16 protein-coding genes are annotated in these 14240 nt (G+C 69.8%); 15 read left to right on the top strand and 1 reads right to left on the bottom strand.

Annotated features, from left to right (window positions below):
* Positions 1-247: 247 nt before the first annotated feature.
* The 5 genes from dop to prcA all read left to right on the top strand — a co-directional run bounded on the left by dop (position 248) and on the right by prcA (position 4374).
* Positions 248-1759, top strand: a complete 1512-nt coding sequence (gene dop / locus OHA65_RS09190) for a depupylase/deamidase Dop (RefSeq protein ID WP_327282638.1) — start codon at positions 248-250, stop codon at positions 1757-1759.
* 170 nt (positions 1760-1929) lie between these two features.
* The gene (locus OHA65_RS09185) at positions 1930-2142 is read left to right on the top strand and encodes a ubiquitin-like protein Pup (protein ID WP_045947082.1); all 213 of its coding nucleotides are present in this window, start codon (positions 1930-1932) and stop codon (positions 2140-2142) included.
* Between the two features lie 279 nt (positions 2143-2421).
* Complete coding sequence (locus OHA65_RS09180; protein WP_327282637.1) at positions 2422-2778, top strand: endonuclease VII domain-containing protein; 357 nt, start codon at positions 2422-2424, stop codon at positions 2776-2778.
* Entirely contained in the window at positions 2730-3569 is an 840-nt protein-coding gene (gene prcB / locus OHA65_RS09175; protein ID WP_327282636.1) for a proteasome subunit beta, read from the top strand. Before OHA65_RS09180 ends, prcB begins: the two co-directional genes overlap by 49 nt.
* 40 nt (positions 3570-3609) lie before the next feature.
* Positions 3610-4374, top strand: a complete 765-nt coding sequence (prcA, locus tag OHA65_RS09170; protein ID WP_327282635.1) for a proteasome subunit alpha — start codon at positions 3610-3612, stop codon at positions 4372-4374.
* A 54-nt stretch (positions 4375-4428) separates the two neighbouring features.
* Here prcA and OHA65_RS09165 read toward each other — a convergent pair whose 3' ends face one another.
* Positions 4429-5430 (bottom strand): LacI family DNA-binding transcriptional regulator, encoded by a 1002-nt coding sequence (locus OHA65_RS09165; RefSeq protein ID WP_327282634.1) that lies wholly within the window; start codon positions 5428-5430, stop codon positions 4429-4431.
* A 136-nt stretch (positions 5431-5566) separates the two neighbouring features.
* On the opposite strand from OHA65_RS09165, the gene OHA65_RS09160 reads away from it, so the two are divergent.
* The 10 genes from OHA65_RS09160 to tatC all read left to right on the top strand — a co-directional run bounded on the left by OHA65_RS09160 (position 5567) and on the right by tatC (position 14169).
* A complete protein-coding gene (locus OHA65_RS09160; RefSeq protein WP_327282633.1) occupies positions 5567-6853 on the top strand; it encodes an MFS transporter in 1287 nt (428 codons plus the stop codon).
* A gap of 58 nt (positions 6854-6911) precedes the next feature.
* Positions 6912-8273, top strand: a complete 1362-nt coding sequence (gene pafA, locus OHA65_RS09155) for a Pup--protein ligase (protein ID WP_030294339.1) — start codon at positions 6912-6914, stop codon at positions 8271-8273.
* A gap of 100 nt (positions 8274-8373) precedes the next feature.
* A complete protein-coding gene (locus OHA65_RS09150; RefSeq protein WP_328762233.1) occupies positions 8374-9312 on the top strand; it encodes an FKBP-type peptidyl-prolyl cis-trans isomerase in 939 nt (312 codons plus the stop codon).
* A gap of 27 nt (positions 9313-9339) precedes the next feature.
* Positions 9340-9732 (top strand): FKBP-type peptidyl-prolyl cis-trans isomerase, encoded by a 393-nt coding sequence (locus tag OHA65_RS09145; protein WP_327282631.1) that lies wholly within the window; start codon positions 9340-9342, stop codon positions 9730-9732.
* A 177-nt stretch (positions 9733-9909) separates the two neighbouring features.
* A complete protein-coding gene (locus tag OHA65_RS09140) occupies positions 9910-10866 on the top strand; it encodes a WYL domain-containing protein (RefSeq protein WP_327282630.1) in 957 nt (318 codons plus the stop codon).
* 148 nt (positions 10867-11014) lie between these two features.
* The gene (locus OHA65_RS09135; RefSeq protein ID WP_327282629.1) at positions 11015-11983 is read left to right on the top strand and encodes a WYL domain-containing protein; all 969 of its coding nucleotides are present in this window, start codon (positions 11015-11017) and stop codon (positions 11981-11983) included.
* A gap of 132 nt (positions 11984-12115) precedes the next feature.
* On the top strand, positions 12116-12388 hold the full coding sequence (locus tag OHA65_RS09130; RefSeq protein WP_327285585.1) for a hypothetical protein: 273 nt from the start codon (positions 12116-12118) through the stop codon (positions 12386-12388).
* A gap of 26 nt (positions 12389-12414) precedes the next feature.
* Positions 12415-12615 (top strand): hypothetical protein, encoded by a 201-nt coding sequence (locus OHA65_RS09125; RefSeq protein WP_327282628.1) that lies wholly within the window; start codon positions 12415-12417, stop codon positions 12613-12615.
* Between the two features lie 226 nt (positions 12616-12841).
* A complete protein-coding gene (gene tatA / locus OHA65_RS09120) occupies positions 12842-13138 on the top strand; it encodes a Sec-independent protein translocase subunit TatA (RefSeq protein ID WP_099893653.1) in 297 nt (98 codons plus the stop codon).
* Positions 13139-13203: 65 nt separating this feature from the next.
* Complete coding sequence (gene tatC, locus OHA65_RS09115) at positions 13204-14169, top strand: twin-arginine translocase subunit TatC (protein WP_327282627.1); 966 nt, start codon at positions 13204-13206, stop codon at positions 14167-14169.
* The last annotated feature ends 71 nt before the right edge of the window (positions 14170-14240 follow it).

The raw sequence follows: 14240 nt of genomic DNA, 5'->3' as shown, positions 1-14240 counted from the left end.
CGAACAGGGCGGCTGCGGATGCCCTCACCGGGCACCCGCAGCCGACTGCTTTACCGACCGTTCTTTTCAGCCGGTGACGGGGTGAAGTCAATGACTGAAATGATCTCCCCACCAGCGCGGAGTGGTTCTAGGCTCTTCCGTACCGCCGGTCGCGCAGTGCGGGGACGGGCACCGCACACGCACCGGAGCACCAGCGGTACTTGAGCGCCGCTCCCGAACGGGAGCGCCGCCGGGCAAGGAGGGCCGCATGACCGTACGGCGAGTAATGGGAATCGAGACGGAGTACGGGATCTCCGTCCCGGGGCACCCGAACGCCAATGCCATGCTCACCTCGTCCCAGATCGTCAACGCCTACGCGGCGGCGATGCACCGGGCGCGACGCGCCCGCTGGGACTTCGAGGAGGAGAATCCGCTGCGGGACGCCCGGGGCTTCGACCTCGCCCGCGAGGCCGCGGACAACAGCCAGCTCACCGACGAGGACATCGGCCTCGCCAACGTCATCCTCACCAACGGCGCACGGCTCTACGTCGACCACGCGCACCCCGAATACAGCTCCCCGGAGATCACCAACCCGCTCGACGCCGTCCTCTGGGACAAGGCCGGCGAGCGGATCATGGCCGAGGCGGCCGTACGGGCGGCCCAGCTCCCCGGAGCCCAGCCCATCCACCTCTACAAGAACAACACCGACAACAAGGGCGCCTCCTACGGCACGCACGAGAACTACCTGATGAAGCGGGAGACCCCCTTCTCGGAGATCGTGCGCCACCTGACCCCCTTCTTCGTCTCCCGCCAGGTCGTCACCGGCGCCGGCCGCGTCGGCATCGGCCAGGACGGCCGCGAGCACGGCTTCCAGATCAGTCAGCGCGCGGACTACTTCGAGGTCGAGGTCGGCCTGGAGACCACGCTCAAGCGCCCCATCATCAACACGCGCGACGAGCCGCACTCCGACGCGGAGAAGTACCGCCGCCTCCACGTGATCATCGGCGATGCCAACCTCTCCGAGATCTCCACCTACCTCAAGCTCGGCACCACCGCCCTCGTCCTCTCGATGATCGAGGACTCCTTCATCAACGTCGACCTGGCCGTGGACCAGCCCGTGCGCACCCTGCACCAGGTCTCCCACGACCCCGACCTCCGGCACCTGATCACGCTGCGCAGCGGCCGCACCCTGACCGCCGTACAACTCCAGATGGAGTACTTCGAGCTGGCCAGGAAGTACGTGGACGAGCGTTTCGGCTCCGACGCGGACGAGCAGACCAAGGACGTGCTGGCCCGCTGGGAGGACGTGCTGGGCCGGCTGGAGAGCGATCCGATGAGCCTGTCGGGAGAGCTGGACTGGATCGCGAAGCGCGAGATCCTGGAGGGCTACCGGAGGCGGGACGGGCTCGGCTGGGACGCCGCCCGGCTCCACCTGGTGGACCTCCAGTACGCGGACGTACGGCCCGAGAAGGGCCTCTACAACCGCCTGGTGGCCCGCGGCAAGATGAAGCGGCTGGTGGAGGAGACGGCGGTCGAGCGCGCCCAGGGCAAGCCGCCGGAGGACACCCGGGCGTACTTCCGGGGCCGGTGCCTGGAGCAGTACGCGGACGACGTGGCCGCGGCCTCGTGGGACTCGGTGATCTTCGACCTCCCGGGCCGCGACTCCCTCCAGCGGGTCCCGACGCTGGAACCCCTGCGGGGTACCCGCAAGCACGTGAAGGAGCTCTTGGACCGCTGCCGCACGGCGGAGGACCTGGTGCGCGTACTGAGCGGAAACTGAGGGCTGAAAAGTCACCGTTCCGGGAATCATGAAAGAAGCCGCACTTTATGAAAGTGCGGGGACGAATGCCGGACCCTCCTTGTAGGGTCCGACGTAGGGTCTGATCTTGAGAGATCCCGATCCCGGGGTCTCTCGACATGAGCGCGCGAACCGAGCGGGGTGAGGTAGACATGGCGACCAAGGACACCGGCGGCGGACAGCAGAAGGCGACTCGCTCGACCGAGGAGGTCGAGGAGCAGGCCGCGGAGGCACAGTCGGACCTCAAGGAACGACAGGAAAAGCTCTCCGACGACGTCGACTCGGTTCTTGACGAGATCGACGATGTACTTGAGGAGAATGCCGAGGACTTCGTTCGGAGTTTCGTCCAAAAAGGCGGCGAATAACCTTCGAATCTAAGGCGAATCCGCCGGTGTGTGCTCCATGTCCAATGGAACGAAGTGGTGTCGAGGGTGTGCTCGTGACCTGCCACTGAGCGGATTCGCCTCGGATCTCAATCGCAGTGACGGGCTCCAGCCCAGTTGTCGCGCATGTGTGGCTGCATACAGTGCTCGGCACTACCGGCGCCGCCAGGCCGCCAAAGGCAAGGTCGTCAAGGAGCATGTCGAGGTGCCGGCAGGGTGGAAGCTCTGTCGGCAGTGCGGCGAGGTCGAGCCGCACGGTGAATGGCACAAGAACGCCCGGCATCTGACGGGGTATCCACCCGCTGCAAGGCCTGCCGGGCCGTCCAAGGGCGGGCGGGCCACCTCAAGCGGGCTTACGGCATCACCGAGGCGGAGCGCGACGAGATGATCGTGGCCCAGGGCGGTGTCCGCGTCATCTGCCAACAGGGTCCGGCAGAGCACGTGGATCACGATCATCAGACGGGTAAGGTCCGAGGCGTACTGTGCTTCAGCTGTCACGCAGCACTGGGGCAGTTCAAGGATCGGCCGGACGTCATAAGGCGTGCAGCCGCTTACGTGGAAGGAAACCTGTGGAACCCAACACTCGTAGCACAGGGCGTCTACCGGCAGCCTTCCTGACGCCGGGGTCTTCGTCCTTCATGGACTTCCTCGGGGCGCACTCGCCCGAGATGCTGCCGGGGAACCGGAAGCTGCCCGAGGGGGTCGTCGAGGCGCCGCACGGGACGACGATCGTCGCCGCCACCTTCCCCGGCGGGGTCGTGCTCGCCGGTGACCGGCGGGCGACCATGGGGAACATGATCGCGCAGCGGGACATCGAGAAGGTGTTCCCGGCCGACGAGTACTCCGCGGTCGGCATCGCCGGTACGGCCGGCCTGGCCGTGGAGATGGTGAAGCTGTTCCAGCTGGAGCTGGAGCACTTCGAGAAGGTGGAGGGCGCGACGCTCTCCCTGGAGGGCAAGGCCAACCGGCTGTCGACCATGATCCGGAGCAATCTGGGGATGGCGATGCAGGGGCTGGCGGTCGTACCGCTGTTCGCGGGGTACGACGAGGCCAAGGAGAAGGGCCGGATCTTCTCCTACGACGTGACCGGCGGCCGCTCCGAGGAGCACGGGTACGCCGCCACCGGGTCCGGTTCCATCTTCGCCCGGGGCTCCATGAAGAAGCTGTACCGCCCCGATCTGACGGAGGAGCAGGCCACCACCCTCGTCGTACAGGCCCTGTACGACGCCGCCGACGACGACTCGGCGACCGGTGGTCCGGACCTGTACCGCCACATCTATCCGATCGTCACCGTCATCACGGACGAGGGATTCCGCAGGCTCAGCGACGACGAGTCGCAGGAGCTCGCCCGTACGGTCACCAACCGTCGCCTGGAGCAGCCCGACGGTCCGCGCGCCGCCCTGCTCTGACCACTCCTCTCGTCGCCCAGAAGAAAGGGACGGACAACCGGTGTCGACTCCGTTCTATGTGTCACCCCAGCAGGCCATGGCCGACCGGGCGGAATACGCCCGGAAGGGCATCGCCCGCGGTCGCAGCCTTGTCGTGCTGCAGTACGCCGACGGCATCGTGTTCGTCGGCGAGAACCCGTCCCGCGCGCTGCACAAGTTCAGCGAGATCTACGACCGGATCGGCTTCGCGGCCGCCGGCAAGTACAACGAGTACGAGAACCTGCGGATCGGCGGCGTGCGCTATGCCGATCTGCGCGGATACACCTACGACCGTGACGATGTGACGGCCCGTGGGCTGGCGAACGTCTACGCGCAGACGCTCGGCACGATCTTCTCCAGTGCCGGTGAGAAGCCGTACGAGGTGGAGCTGGTCGTGGCCGAGGTCGGTGCGACCGCGGCGGGTGACCAGATCTACCGGCTGCCGCACGACGGTTCGATCGTGGACGAGCACGGCTCGGTCGCGGTCGGCGGCAACGCCGAGCAGATCAGCACCTATCTGGACCAGCGGCACCAGGACGGGATGACCCTGTCCGAGGCGCTGAAGCTGGCGGTGCAGGCGCTGTCCAGCCAGGCGAGCGGTGCGGACAAGACGATTCCGGCGGAGCGGCTGGAGGTTGCGGTGCTGGACCGGACGCGGTCGCAGCAGCGGAAGTTCAAGCGGATCCGGGGCCGGCAGCTGTCGCGGCTGCTGGAGGCGGACGTTCCGGCGGCGGCGCAGGCTGACGCGGTCTCGAACGACGAGGCTCCCGAGGACGATTCCGAGTAGGGATCCGGGCGCGGTGGCGCCCCCGGCCTTCGGGCCGGGGGCGCCGTTCGTTTTTCAGGGGCCGGTGGGTGCCGGTCCGGAGGAGGCGCGGACGATCAGTTCGACCGGGATGTCGGGGGCGGTCCAGGGGGTGCCGTCGAGGACGGCGAGGAGGGCGGTCATGCCCTGTTCGCCGACGCGTTCGGCGGGCAGGCGGACGGTGGTGAGCTCGGGTTCGACGGCGGTGGCGAGGGCGAGGTCGTCGATGCCGGTGACGGAGAGGTCGTCGGGGACGCGCAGGCCGAGGCGGCGGGCGGCCTTGCAGGCGCCGGCGGCGAGGATGTCGTCGTCGCACACGATGGCGGTGGGTCGGCCCTCGGGGGCGGTCAGGGCGGCCTCCACGGCCGTACGGGCGTCGGCGACGGTGAGGGGGGCCCGTACGGTGCGCAGCTCGGCGTGGGGCCTCAGGAGGGCGGCCAGGGCTTCGGCGCGGATGTCGAACGTCCAGGAGTCGACGGCCGAGGCGAGGTGGAGGAAGCGGCGGTGGCCCAGTGCCAGGAGGTGTTCGGTGGTTTGGCGCATGCCGTCGGCCATGGCGAGGTTGACGTGGGCGGCGGCGTGTCCGGCGGTGGGGTCGCTGTCGAGCATGACGAGGGGGAGTCCGGCGTCGCCGATGGCGTCGAGGGCTCGGGCGGCCATGGAGGAGGCGATGACTCCGTCGAGGGCCGCGCGGGCGGAGGCGAAGGGGTTTCGGGCGGGGCCGGTGCCGTCGGGGGAGGGGTAGAGGACGACGCCGAAGCCGTGTTCGGCGGCGATGCGGGCGGCGCCGGTGTAGACGCGGGCGAAGAACTCGTTGGTGAGGGCGGGGACGACGAGGAGGGCGGTGCGGGTGCTGCCGAGGCGGAGGTTGCGGGCGGCGAGGTTGGGGCGGTAGCCGAGGGTGGTGGCGGCTTCGCGGACGAGGTCGGCGGTGCGTTCGGAGACGCGGCCGCGCCATTTGTCGCCGAGGACGAGGGAGACGGTGGCCTGGGAGACCCCGGCGGCGGTGGCCACGTCCCGGCTGGTGGGTCTCGTCACACGGTTCTCCTGGAATGCGAGGTCGGCGAGGGTGCGGGTGGTCCGCGGGTTGGACCGGCAGGCTTCGGCCATGGTACGTATAACTGTCTTCGTTATACGTATTACTCCGGCAGGGTCCGGGCAGAAAGGGGCGGACATGGCCGCGGGTTACGCGGAGCTGCTCAGGACCCGGCACGCCGCACGGCTGCTGGCGGGCACGCTGGTCGGCCGGCTGCCGAACGCCACCGCGGCGATCGCGATCGTGCTGTTCGTGCGGGCCGGGGGCGGCAGCTACAGCCTCGCGGGCGCGCTGGCCGCCGTGTACGGCTTCGCCAACGCGGTGGGGCAGCCGCTGCTCGGCCGCGCGGTGGACCTGTACGGGCAGCCCCGGGTCCAGTTGCCCGCCGCGGTGGCTTCCGCGCTCGGCATGGCGTGGCTGGCGCTGGCGGGTACGGGGTCGGCCGCTGCCGCTTACGGCGCGGTCGTCGTCTCCGGGTTCTTCTCGCCGCCGCTGGAGGGCGGCCTGCGGGCGCTGTGGCCCGGTGTGCTGGGCGGCCGCGAGGAGCGGGTCCACGCCGCGTACGCGCTGGACGCGGTGGCTCAGGAGATCATGTACACCGTCGGCCCGCTGATCGTGACGGTGTGCGTCGCGCTGTGGAGCCCGTCCGGCGCCCTCCTGGTGATCAATGCGCTGGGCGTCCTGGGTGCCCTGTCGGTCGTGCTGAGCGAGCCGTCGCGCACTTGGCGCTCGGAGCCGCGCGAGGCCCACTGGCTGGGCGCGCTGCGCTCGCGGGGGCTGATGGCGCTGCTGGGTGCGTTCTTCTTCGTGGGCTGCGCCCTGGGCTCGATCACGGTGGCGGGCATCGCCTATTCGGACGGTCACGGCGGTCAGGCGGTCTACGGCTGGATGATGGCGGCCCTCGGGCTGGGCGCCCTGGTCGGCGGAGTGGTCTACGGGGCGCGGCAGTGGGGCGGGGCGCCGGAGCGTCGGCTGCGGGGGTTGGTGGCGATGCTGGCGCTGGGTTACCTGCCGCTGTTGCTGACGCCCGGTCCGGTGGCGATGACGGCGCTGACGGCCCTGGCCGGGGTGTTCCTGGCGCCGACGATCGCCTGTGCGTTCATCGTGGTGGACCGGCACGCTCCGGCGGGCACGGTGACGGAGGCGTTCTCCTGGCTGGTGACCTTCTTCGGGGTGGGTGCGGCCGTCGGTACGGCGGTGGCGGGTCCGGCGGTGGAACTGGGCAGTACGGCGGCCGGGTTCGGGGTGGCGTGTGCGGCCGGGGCCGCGGCCCTGGTGGTGCTGACGCTCACTCAGCGCGTCCTGGCTGCTCCGGGCCGGACCCGTACGGTGACGGGCTCTGCGTCGGCTGCGCCGGAAGGCGTGGTCGGCGGTGCGCTGGAGGGCCCTGCGGGGGGCGCGGCGGAGCGGCTCGTCGGCAACTGATCGAAACGGCGTTCACGAACCCGGTTTCAGAACAGTGCAGAAGGCGTAATGTTCAGTCATGGACCGCCGCATTTTCGGGCTGGAGAACGAGTACGGCGTCACGTGCACGTTCAGGGGACAGCGCCGACTGTCTCCTGACGAAGTGGCGCGCTACCTCTTCCGCCGTGTTGTGTCATGGGGCCGCAGCAGCAATGTCTTCCTGCGGAACGGCGCCCGTCTGTACCTCGACGTGGGTTCGCATCCGGAATATGCAACTCCCGAATGCGACAACGTGACGGAACTCGTCACGCACGACAAGGCGGGCGAGCGCATTCTCGAAGGCCTGCTCGTCGATGCCGAACGCCGCCTGCACGAGGAGGGAATCGCGGGCGACGTCTATCTCTTCAAGAACAACACCGACTCGGCCGGCAACTCGTACGGATGCCACGAGAACTATCTCGTGGCCCGGCACGGAGAATTCTCCCGCCTGGCGGACATCCTCATTCCGTTCCTCGTCACGCGGCAGCTGATCTGCGGCGCGGGCAAGGTGCTGCAGACCCCCCGGGGTGCGGTCTACTGCGTGAGCCAGCGGGCCGAGCACATCTGGGAGGGCGTCAGCTCCGCGACGACCCGGTCCCGGCCGATCATCAACACCCGGGACGAACCGCACGCGGACGCCGAGCGCTACCGCCGCCTGCACGTGATCGTCGGGGACTCGAACATGTCCGAGACGACCATGCTGCTCAAGGTCGGGGCCACCGATCTGGTGCTGCGCATGATCGAGGCGGGGACGGTGATGCGGGACCTGACCCTGGAGAACCCGATCCGGGCGATCCGCGAGGTCAGCCACGACATCACCGGCCAGCGCAAGGTGCGTCTGGCGAGCGGCCGCGAGGCCTCGGCGCTGGAGATCCAGCGCGAGTACTACGACAAGGCGGTGGACTTCGCCGAGCGCCGGGGCATCCGTACCGGCACGGTGGACCAGGTGCTGGAGTTGTGGGGCCGCACCCTCGACGCGATCGAGGCGGAGGACCTGGACCGGATCGGGACCGAGATCGACTGGGTCATGAAGTACCAGCTGATCGAGCGGTACCGGGCCAAGCACGGCATGACCATGTCGAATCCGCGGGTGGCTCAGATAGACCTCGCCTACCACGACATCCACCGCCGGCGCGGGCTGTACTACCTGCTGGAGCGCAAGGGGCAGGCGGCGCGGATCTGCAACGACCTCAAGATCTTCGAGGGCAAGTCGGTTCCTCCGCAGACCACGAGGGCGCGGCTGCGCGGCGACTTCATCCGCCGGGCGCAGGAGCAGCGGCGGGACTTCACGGTCGACTGGGTGCACCTGAAGCTGAACGACCAGGCGCAGCGGACCGTGCTGTGCAAGGACCCGTTCCGGTCGGTGGACGACCGGGTGGAGAAGCTGATCGCCGGGATGTGACATCGTGCTGATCTTGGCCGGGCCCCGTACGGATCTCGTACGGGGCCCGGCGCACGCCTTAGAGTGGCGACGACCGTGCCGTCTGAGATCTGAGGAACACGTGCGCCGACTTGCCGGCCTGCTTGTCGTACCCCTTCTGCTGCTGTCGACAGCAGCCTGTGGCGACAGCGGCTCCGACTCCGCCCAGATGACGAACGGGGCGCCCGCGATCACCAAGGGTGCCAAGTTCGGTGAGACCCCGACCCTGTCCACGGGCAAGGGCGACCCGCCGAAGCAGCTGAAGGTGGTGACCGTCAGCGAGGGCAACGGCCCGGTGCTGAAGAAGGGCGATGTCGCCCAGGTCAACTACTACGGCCAGGTGTGGGACGGCAAGGAGCCGTTCGACCAGAGCTTCGGCAAGGGCAAGCCGTTCGACGTGACCATCGGTGCCGGAATGGTCATCAAGGGCTGGGACCAGGGCCTTGAGGGCAAGAAGGTCGGAAGCCGCCTTGAGCTGGTGATCCCGCCGGACCTCGGTTACGGCGACAAGGGCTCCGGCGACAAGATCAAGCCGAACGCCACGCTGGTCTTCGTCGTGGACATCGTCAAGGGCACCTCGGTCCCGGCCTCGGCCACGGGCAAGGAGGTCGCGCAGGACAACAAGGACCTGCCGAAGATCGGTACGAACACGGACGGCAAGGAAGTCTCCGTGACCGTTCCGAAGGACACCGCGCCGCCGGCCAAGCTGGTCTCGAACTACGTGCTGGAGGGTGACGGCCCGGCCGTCAAGGACACCGACAGCGTCATCGTCAAGTTCAACGGCAAGACGTGGAAGGACGACAAGACCTTCGAAAGCACGTACGCCACGGACCAGACGGTGACCTGGCCGATGGACCAGCTCTCGGTCAAGGGCCTCAAGGACGGCCTGATCGGCAAGAAGGTCAACAGCCGCATCCTGCTCGTCATCCCGCCGGACCAGGGCTTCGGCGACAAGGAGACGGGCACCATCCCGGCGAACTCGACGCTGGTCTTCAGCCTCGACATCCTCGCCGTGATGTAAGACTGTCCCAGTTGACCTGATTCAGTTATGAGGAGCAGTTCCGTGAGCGACCAGCTCAGCAAGCCCGAGATCGACTTCCCCGACTTCCCGGTTCCGGCCGACCTCGTCATCGAGGAAGTCTGGGAGGGTGACGGCGCCGAGGCCGAGGCCGGCAAGAAGGTCTCCGTCCACTACGTGGGCGTGGCCTATTCCACCGGCGAGGAGTTCGACGCCTCCTGGAACCGCGGCACCCCGCTGCAGTTCATCCTGGGCATCGGCCAGGTCATCCCGGGCTGGGACCAGGGCATCCAGGGGATGAAGGTCGGCGGCCGCCGCAAGCTGGTCATCCCGGCGCACCTCGCGTACGGCGACCGCGGCGCCGGCGGCGCCATCAAGCCGGGCGAGACGCTGATCTTCGTCTGCGACCTGATGGGCGTCTGATCCGACGACTCGTGACAGGTAATGGGGCCCCCGCCGTCAGGCGGGGGCCCTCGCTTTTGCCGGGGCCCGCCGGGGCGGTACGGTCAACGGTCACGGACGTGCGCCTCGTGCGCCCGGGCGTGTCGTGTGTCGTGCGTTGCGTGCAACGTGTAAGCGGAGAAGGGCGGAAGGGCGTCGATGGCGATTGCCAAGGCCGAGCGGCTGATGAATCTGGCGCTGTGTCTGCTGGGGACCCGTCGGCCACTGAGCAAGCGTGAGCTGCGCGGCTCCATCGAGGCGTACATGGAAGCCGGCAACGACGAATCGTTCAACCGCATGTTCGAGCGGGACAAGGACGATCTGCGTGAACTCGGCCTGGTCATTGAGACGGTGGAGAACCTGGAGGGCGAAACCGGCTACCTCGCCCGCCGTGACAGCAACCGGCTGCCGCCCGTGTCCCTCGACGCCGAGGAGGCCGCCGCCCTGGGGCTCGCGGCCAAGGTCTGGCAACAGGCCCGCCTCGCGGGAGCCGCCAGCGGCGCCCTGCAGAAGCTGCGCGCGGGCGGGATGCCGGAGGCGGGGGACCCGTACGAGGGCCAGCACAGCGCCATCGAGCCGCGCATCCCGGTCCACGAGGCTGCCTTCGAACCGCTGATGCTGGCCTGCCGCGACCGCCGGCCGGTGGTCTTCGACTACCGCAAGTCCACCGCCGCGCGCCCCGAGACCCGCCAGGTGGAGCCGTGGGCGCTGGAGTGCTGGCGCGGCCACTGGTACCTGGCCGGCTACGACCGCGACCGCGGGGCGGAGCGCGTGTTCCGGCTCTCCCGGATCACCGGCAAGGTCCGCTCCCGGGCGGCCAAGTACACCGCCGAGGTCCCGGACGTGGTCACCGTGCGGGAGACCGTGGCGAGTTGGGCCGGGGAGAGCGCGGACCGCTCCGCCCTGATCCGGCTGCGGGCCGGCGCCGGGTACCCGCTGCGGGCCAAGGCCACCGCCGTGCGCGAGGGCGGGGACGGCTGGGACGAGCTGGAAATCCCCTACGGGCACGGGCTGGACGCCTGGCTGGTCGAGTTCGGGCCGGACGTAGTGGTCGTGGAACCCGCCGACCTGCGGGCGGACGTCGTGGACCGGCTGCGCGCCGTGGCCAAGGGCTGAGGGCGGCCCGGCGCACCGGGCCGGGCAGACCGGGCAGACCGGGTCGGGCGGGCCGCCGGTACCGACAGCCCGGGACCGCCGCACGATCCGCAACCACCGCACAACCGCACCGTCCGCAAGACGTGCCCTGAGGGGGAGACGTACCAGCATGGCTGCCAACGCCATCGACCAGACCCGCCGGATGCTGTCCCTGGTGACCTACCTGCGCGAGCGCCCCGGGGCGCACGTCGCGGACGTCGCCCGCGCTTTCGGGATCACCGAGGACGAGCTGATCTCGGACCTCGACGTGCTGCCCATGTGCGGGACCAGCTTCCGCGGCGGCGACCTGCTCGACATCGACACCGACGGGGAGCGGATCTGGTGGCGCAATCCCGACGCGTCGGGGGAGTCCACCGCCGAGCCCCTGCGCCTCGCCGCCGACGAGGCGACCGCGCTGCTGGTCGCCGCCCGCGCCGTGGCCACCCTGCCGGGACTGCGCGAGAGCGACCGGGACGCGCTGCTGCGGGCCACCGCGAAGCTGGAGGCGGCCGCGGGCGAGGCGGCCGGGGCCAGTTCCCGGCTGTCGGTCACCTTCGAGGCCGAGGGCGGTGTCTTCGCCGACGTCGACCGGGCCATCGCGGAGCGCCGCCGGCTGTGGCTGCGCTACTACTCGCCGGCGCGGGACGAGCTGACCGAGCGCAAGGTCGACCCGATCCGGCTCTTCGCGGTCGGCCACACGTACATGGAGGGCTGGTGCCACCTCTCCGAGGCCCGGCGCACCTTCCGTCTCGACCGGGTCGCCGAGATCCGGCTGCTGGACGAGCGGGCCGAGCCGCCCGCCATCGAGCCGCGCGACCTGTCCGAGGGGCTCGTCCAGCCGGCCGCCGAGGACCCGGAGGTCGTGGTCGAGGTCGGGCCGGGCGGCCGCTGGGTCGCCGAGTACTACCCGCACGACAGCGCCGAGGAACTGTCGGACGGCGGCCTGCGGATCACGCTGCGCAGCCCGGACCCGGCCTCGCTGCGCCGCCTCGCGCTGCGGCTGGGCCGCGAGGGCCGGATCGTGGCGCCCGCGGCACTGGCCGACAGTGCGCGGCAGGCGGCCCGTGAGGCGCTCGCCGGGTACGGCGAAGAAGGCTGACGGGGACGGCGCACGGGGCCGGACCGGCTGGACCAGGGGCCGCGGCGGGGCCGTGGGGTACGGGCCTTGCCGTTACGGGAGCTGTGCCGTCTGTAATGAATGGGCTGAGGGGAGCGCCGAGCGATGTCGCCAATGTCTGGGCCGCGGGGTGTGCATGCTGGCGCAGGGTCGCCGGGACGGTCGTCCGTGGTGGGGCCGGTCTCCTTCAAGGCGGCCTGTTCCGACTGTCGGGCCGGCTTCGAGCTGGACGCCGCAGCCCTTCGGCTGGTGATCGGCGGGAGCCGGCGGACCACGTTCTACTCGTTCACCTGCCCCGAGTGCGGGGCCTCCGTACGCAAACCGGCCGGCGAGCGCATCGTGGAACTGCTGACGGGCGGCGGCGTGAGCACCCTGCGCAGCATCTGAGGCGCCAGGTGGCCTAGGCTCGACCCATGCTGTGGCCGATGCTCGCAATCGCCCTGGGTTTCCTCGGGCTCGCCGTCCTCGCCGTCCTCGCCGTACGGGTCGCCGTGCAGGTGCGGCGGCTCGCCGGCCAGGTCGAGCTGGCCGGTCGGCGGATCACGGACGCCTCGGTGGACCTGGAGCGCGCGGCGTCGGACCTGGCGCGGGCGGGCGGGAGCGCCCGGCAGTGACCCGCGGGTGTGCGGGCTTGCGCGAGGCGGGCCCGTGGCCCGCACGCGTATGGAAAGTGCGGGCCGGGACCCGTACCGTCGGTCGCAGCCGCGCGCAAGGCGTGGTACCCCGGGGGATTGCCGGGCGTTAACCCCCGGGGGTTACGATCCTTTCCTGAGCGGTTCGGGTCCCCGGCCCGATCCGCCCGTCACACAACCAGCCGTTCCGGTGAGAAGGAAGTCAGACATGATCGGCAATCTGAAGCCTCTTGAGATCCTCCTGATCATCGCCGTGATCTTCCTGCTGTTCGGTGCCAAGAAGCTCCCCGACATGGCGCGCTCCCTCGGCAAGTCGGCCCGCATCCTCAAGAGCGAGGCCAAGGCCATGAAGGCCGAGAGCGCGGCGGAGGACAACGCCACCGCCGCCACGGTCGCCGACCAGGCCCCGCAGCAGGCCGCCGCCCCGCGCACCATCAAGGCCGCTCCCGGTGACGTGACCAGCTCCCGTCCGGTCAGCGAGCCGAACCACACCACCCAGGGCTGATCTCCCGGCCGCCGGTCCGCGGTCACGATCACGCCGGTCATCTGCAACGAGACAAGGGACGTGGGTTGCTCAAGTCTGCCCGCAAGCAGGAGAAGCAAAGCAAGCAGGCCAAGGACGCCGAAGGGCGGATGCCTCTTGTCGAGCACCTGCGTGAGCTGAGAAACCGCCTGCTGAAGTCGGTCCTGGCGATCCTCGTGATCACCATCGTGGCGGCCTTCTACTACAAGAACCTCATCGACTTCATGCTGAAGCCGATGCTGGACTCCGTCGGCTGCACCGACGGGGTGGTCTCGCAGCGCAACGGCAGGCCCTGCGCCGACATGACCGTGAACGGCCTCATCGCCCCGTTCTCGATCGCCCTCAAGGTCTCGCTCACCGCCGGTGTGGTGCTCTCGGCGCCGGTGTGGCTCTACCAGCTCTGGGCCTTCGTCGCCCCGGGCCTGCACAACCACGAGAAGCGCTACGCGATGGGCTTCGTCGCCGTCGGCGCACCGCTGTTCGCCGCCGGTGGGGTGCTCGCGTACAAGCTCCTGCCGCAGACCGCGACGATCCTCCTCGAATTCACCCCCGAGAACGCACGCAACCTGCTCCCGGTCGACGACTACCTCGACCTGGTGACGCGCATGGTCGTCGTCTTCGGCCTCGCCTTCGAGCTGCCGCTGCTGCTGATCCTGCTGAACTTCACCGGCGTCCTCACCGCGAAGCGGCTGGCGAGCTGGTGGCGGGCCATGGTGCTGGGCATCACGATCTTCGCCGCGTTCGCCACGCCCACCGGCGACCCGCTGACCATGATGTCGCTGGCCGCGCCGATCGTCGCCCTCTACTTCATCGCGCTCGGGATCTGCCTGGTCAACGACCGCAGGCGCAGCCGCGCCAACCCCGACGCGCTGCTCGACGACGACGAGGCGTCCGAGCTGGACCTGACGCCCGCGCCGATCGGCGACATGGAGCCCGTCCAGGCCCCGACCGCCCTGCCCGAGCAGGCCGACGGCGGCCGCCGCCAGATCAACGGCTACGACGACGCGACCTGACGGGCACGCCCCGGCCCCACCGCCGCAAGCAAGCCTGCCCCCGAGCGGTGATCGCGGAGATCACCCTCCGG

Source organism: Streptomyces sp. NBC_00045 (assembly GCF_045041095.1).
In the GTDB taxonomy this organism is placed as follows: domain Bacteria; phylum Actinomycetota; class Actinomycetes; order Streptomycetales; family Streptomycetaceae; genus Streptomyces.
This window is presented reverse-complemented; position numbering and strand designations above follow the sequence as displayed.

Coding starts and splice junctions, on each gene's coding strand:
- OHA65_RS09145 (WP_327282631.1), top strand. CDS start 9,340: ATGAGGAGCAGTTCCGTGAGCGACCAGCTCAGCAAGCCCGAGATCGAC.
- OHA65_RS09130 (WP_327285585.1), top strand. CDS start 12,116: ATGTCTGGGCCGCGGGGTGTGCATGCTGGCGCAGGGTCGCCGGGACGG.
- OHA65_RS09185 (WP_045947082.1), top strand. CDS start 1,930: ATGGCGACCAAGGACACCGGCGGCGGACAGCAGAAGGCGACTCGCTCG.
- OHA65_RS09180 (WP_327282637.1), top strand. CDS start 2,422: ATGGCACAAGAACGCCCGGCATCTGACGGGGTATCCACCCGCTGCAAG.
- tatA (WP_099893653.1), top strand. CDS start 12,842: ATGATCGGCAATCTGAAGCCTCTTGAGATCCTCCTGATCATCGCCGTG.
- pafA (WP_030294339.1), top strand. CDS start 6,912: ATGGACCGCCGCATTTTCGGGCTGGAGAACGAGTACGGCGTCACGTGC.
- OHA65_RS09160 (WP_327282633.1), top strand. CDS start 5,567: ATGGCCGCGGGTTACGCGGAGCTGCTCAGGACCCGGCACGCCGCACGG.
- OHA65_RS09140 (WP_327282630.1), top strand. CDS start 9,910: ATGGCGATTGCCAAGGCCGAGCGGCTGATGAATCTGGCGCTGTGTCTG.
- OHA65_RS09125 (WP_327282628.1), top strand. CDS start 12,415: ATGCTGTGGCCGATGCTCGCAATCGCCCTGGGTTTCCTCGGGCTCGCC.
- dop (WP_327282638.1), top strand. CDS start 248: ATGACCGTACGGCGAGTAATGGGAATCGAGACGGAGTACGGGATCTCC.
- OHA65_RS09135 (WP_327282629.1), top strand. CDS start 11,015: ATGGCTGCCAACGCCATCGACCAGACCCGCCGGATGCTGTCCCTGGTG.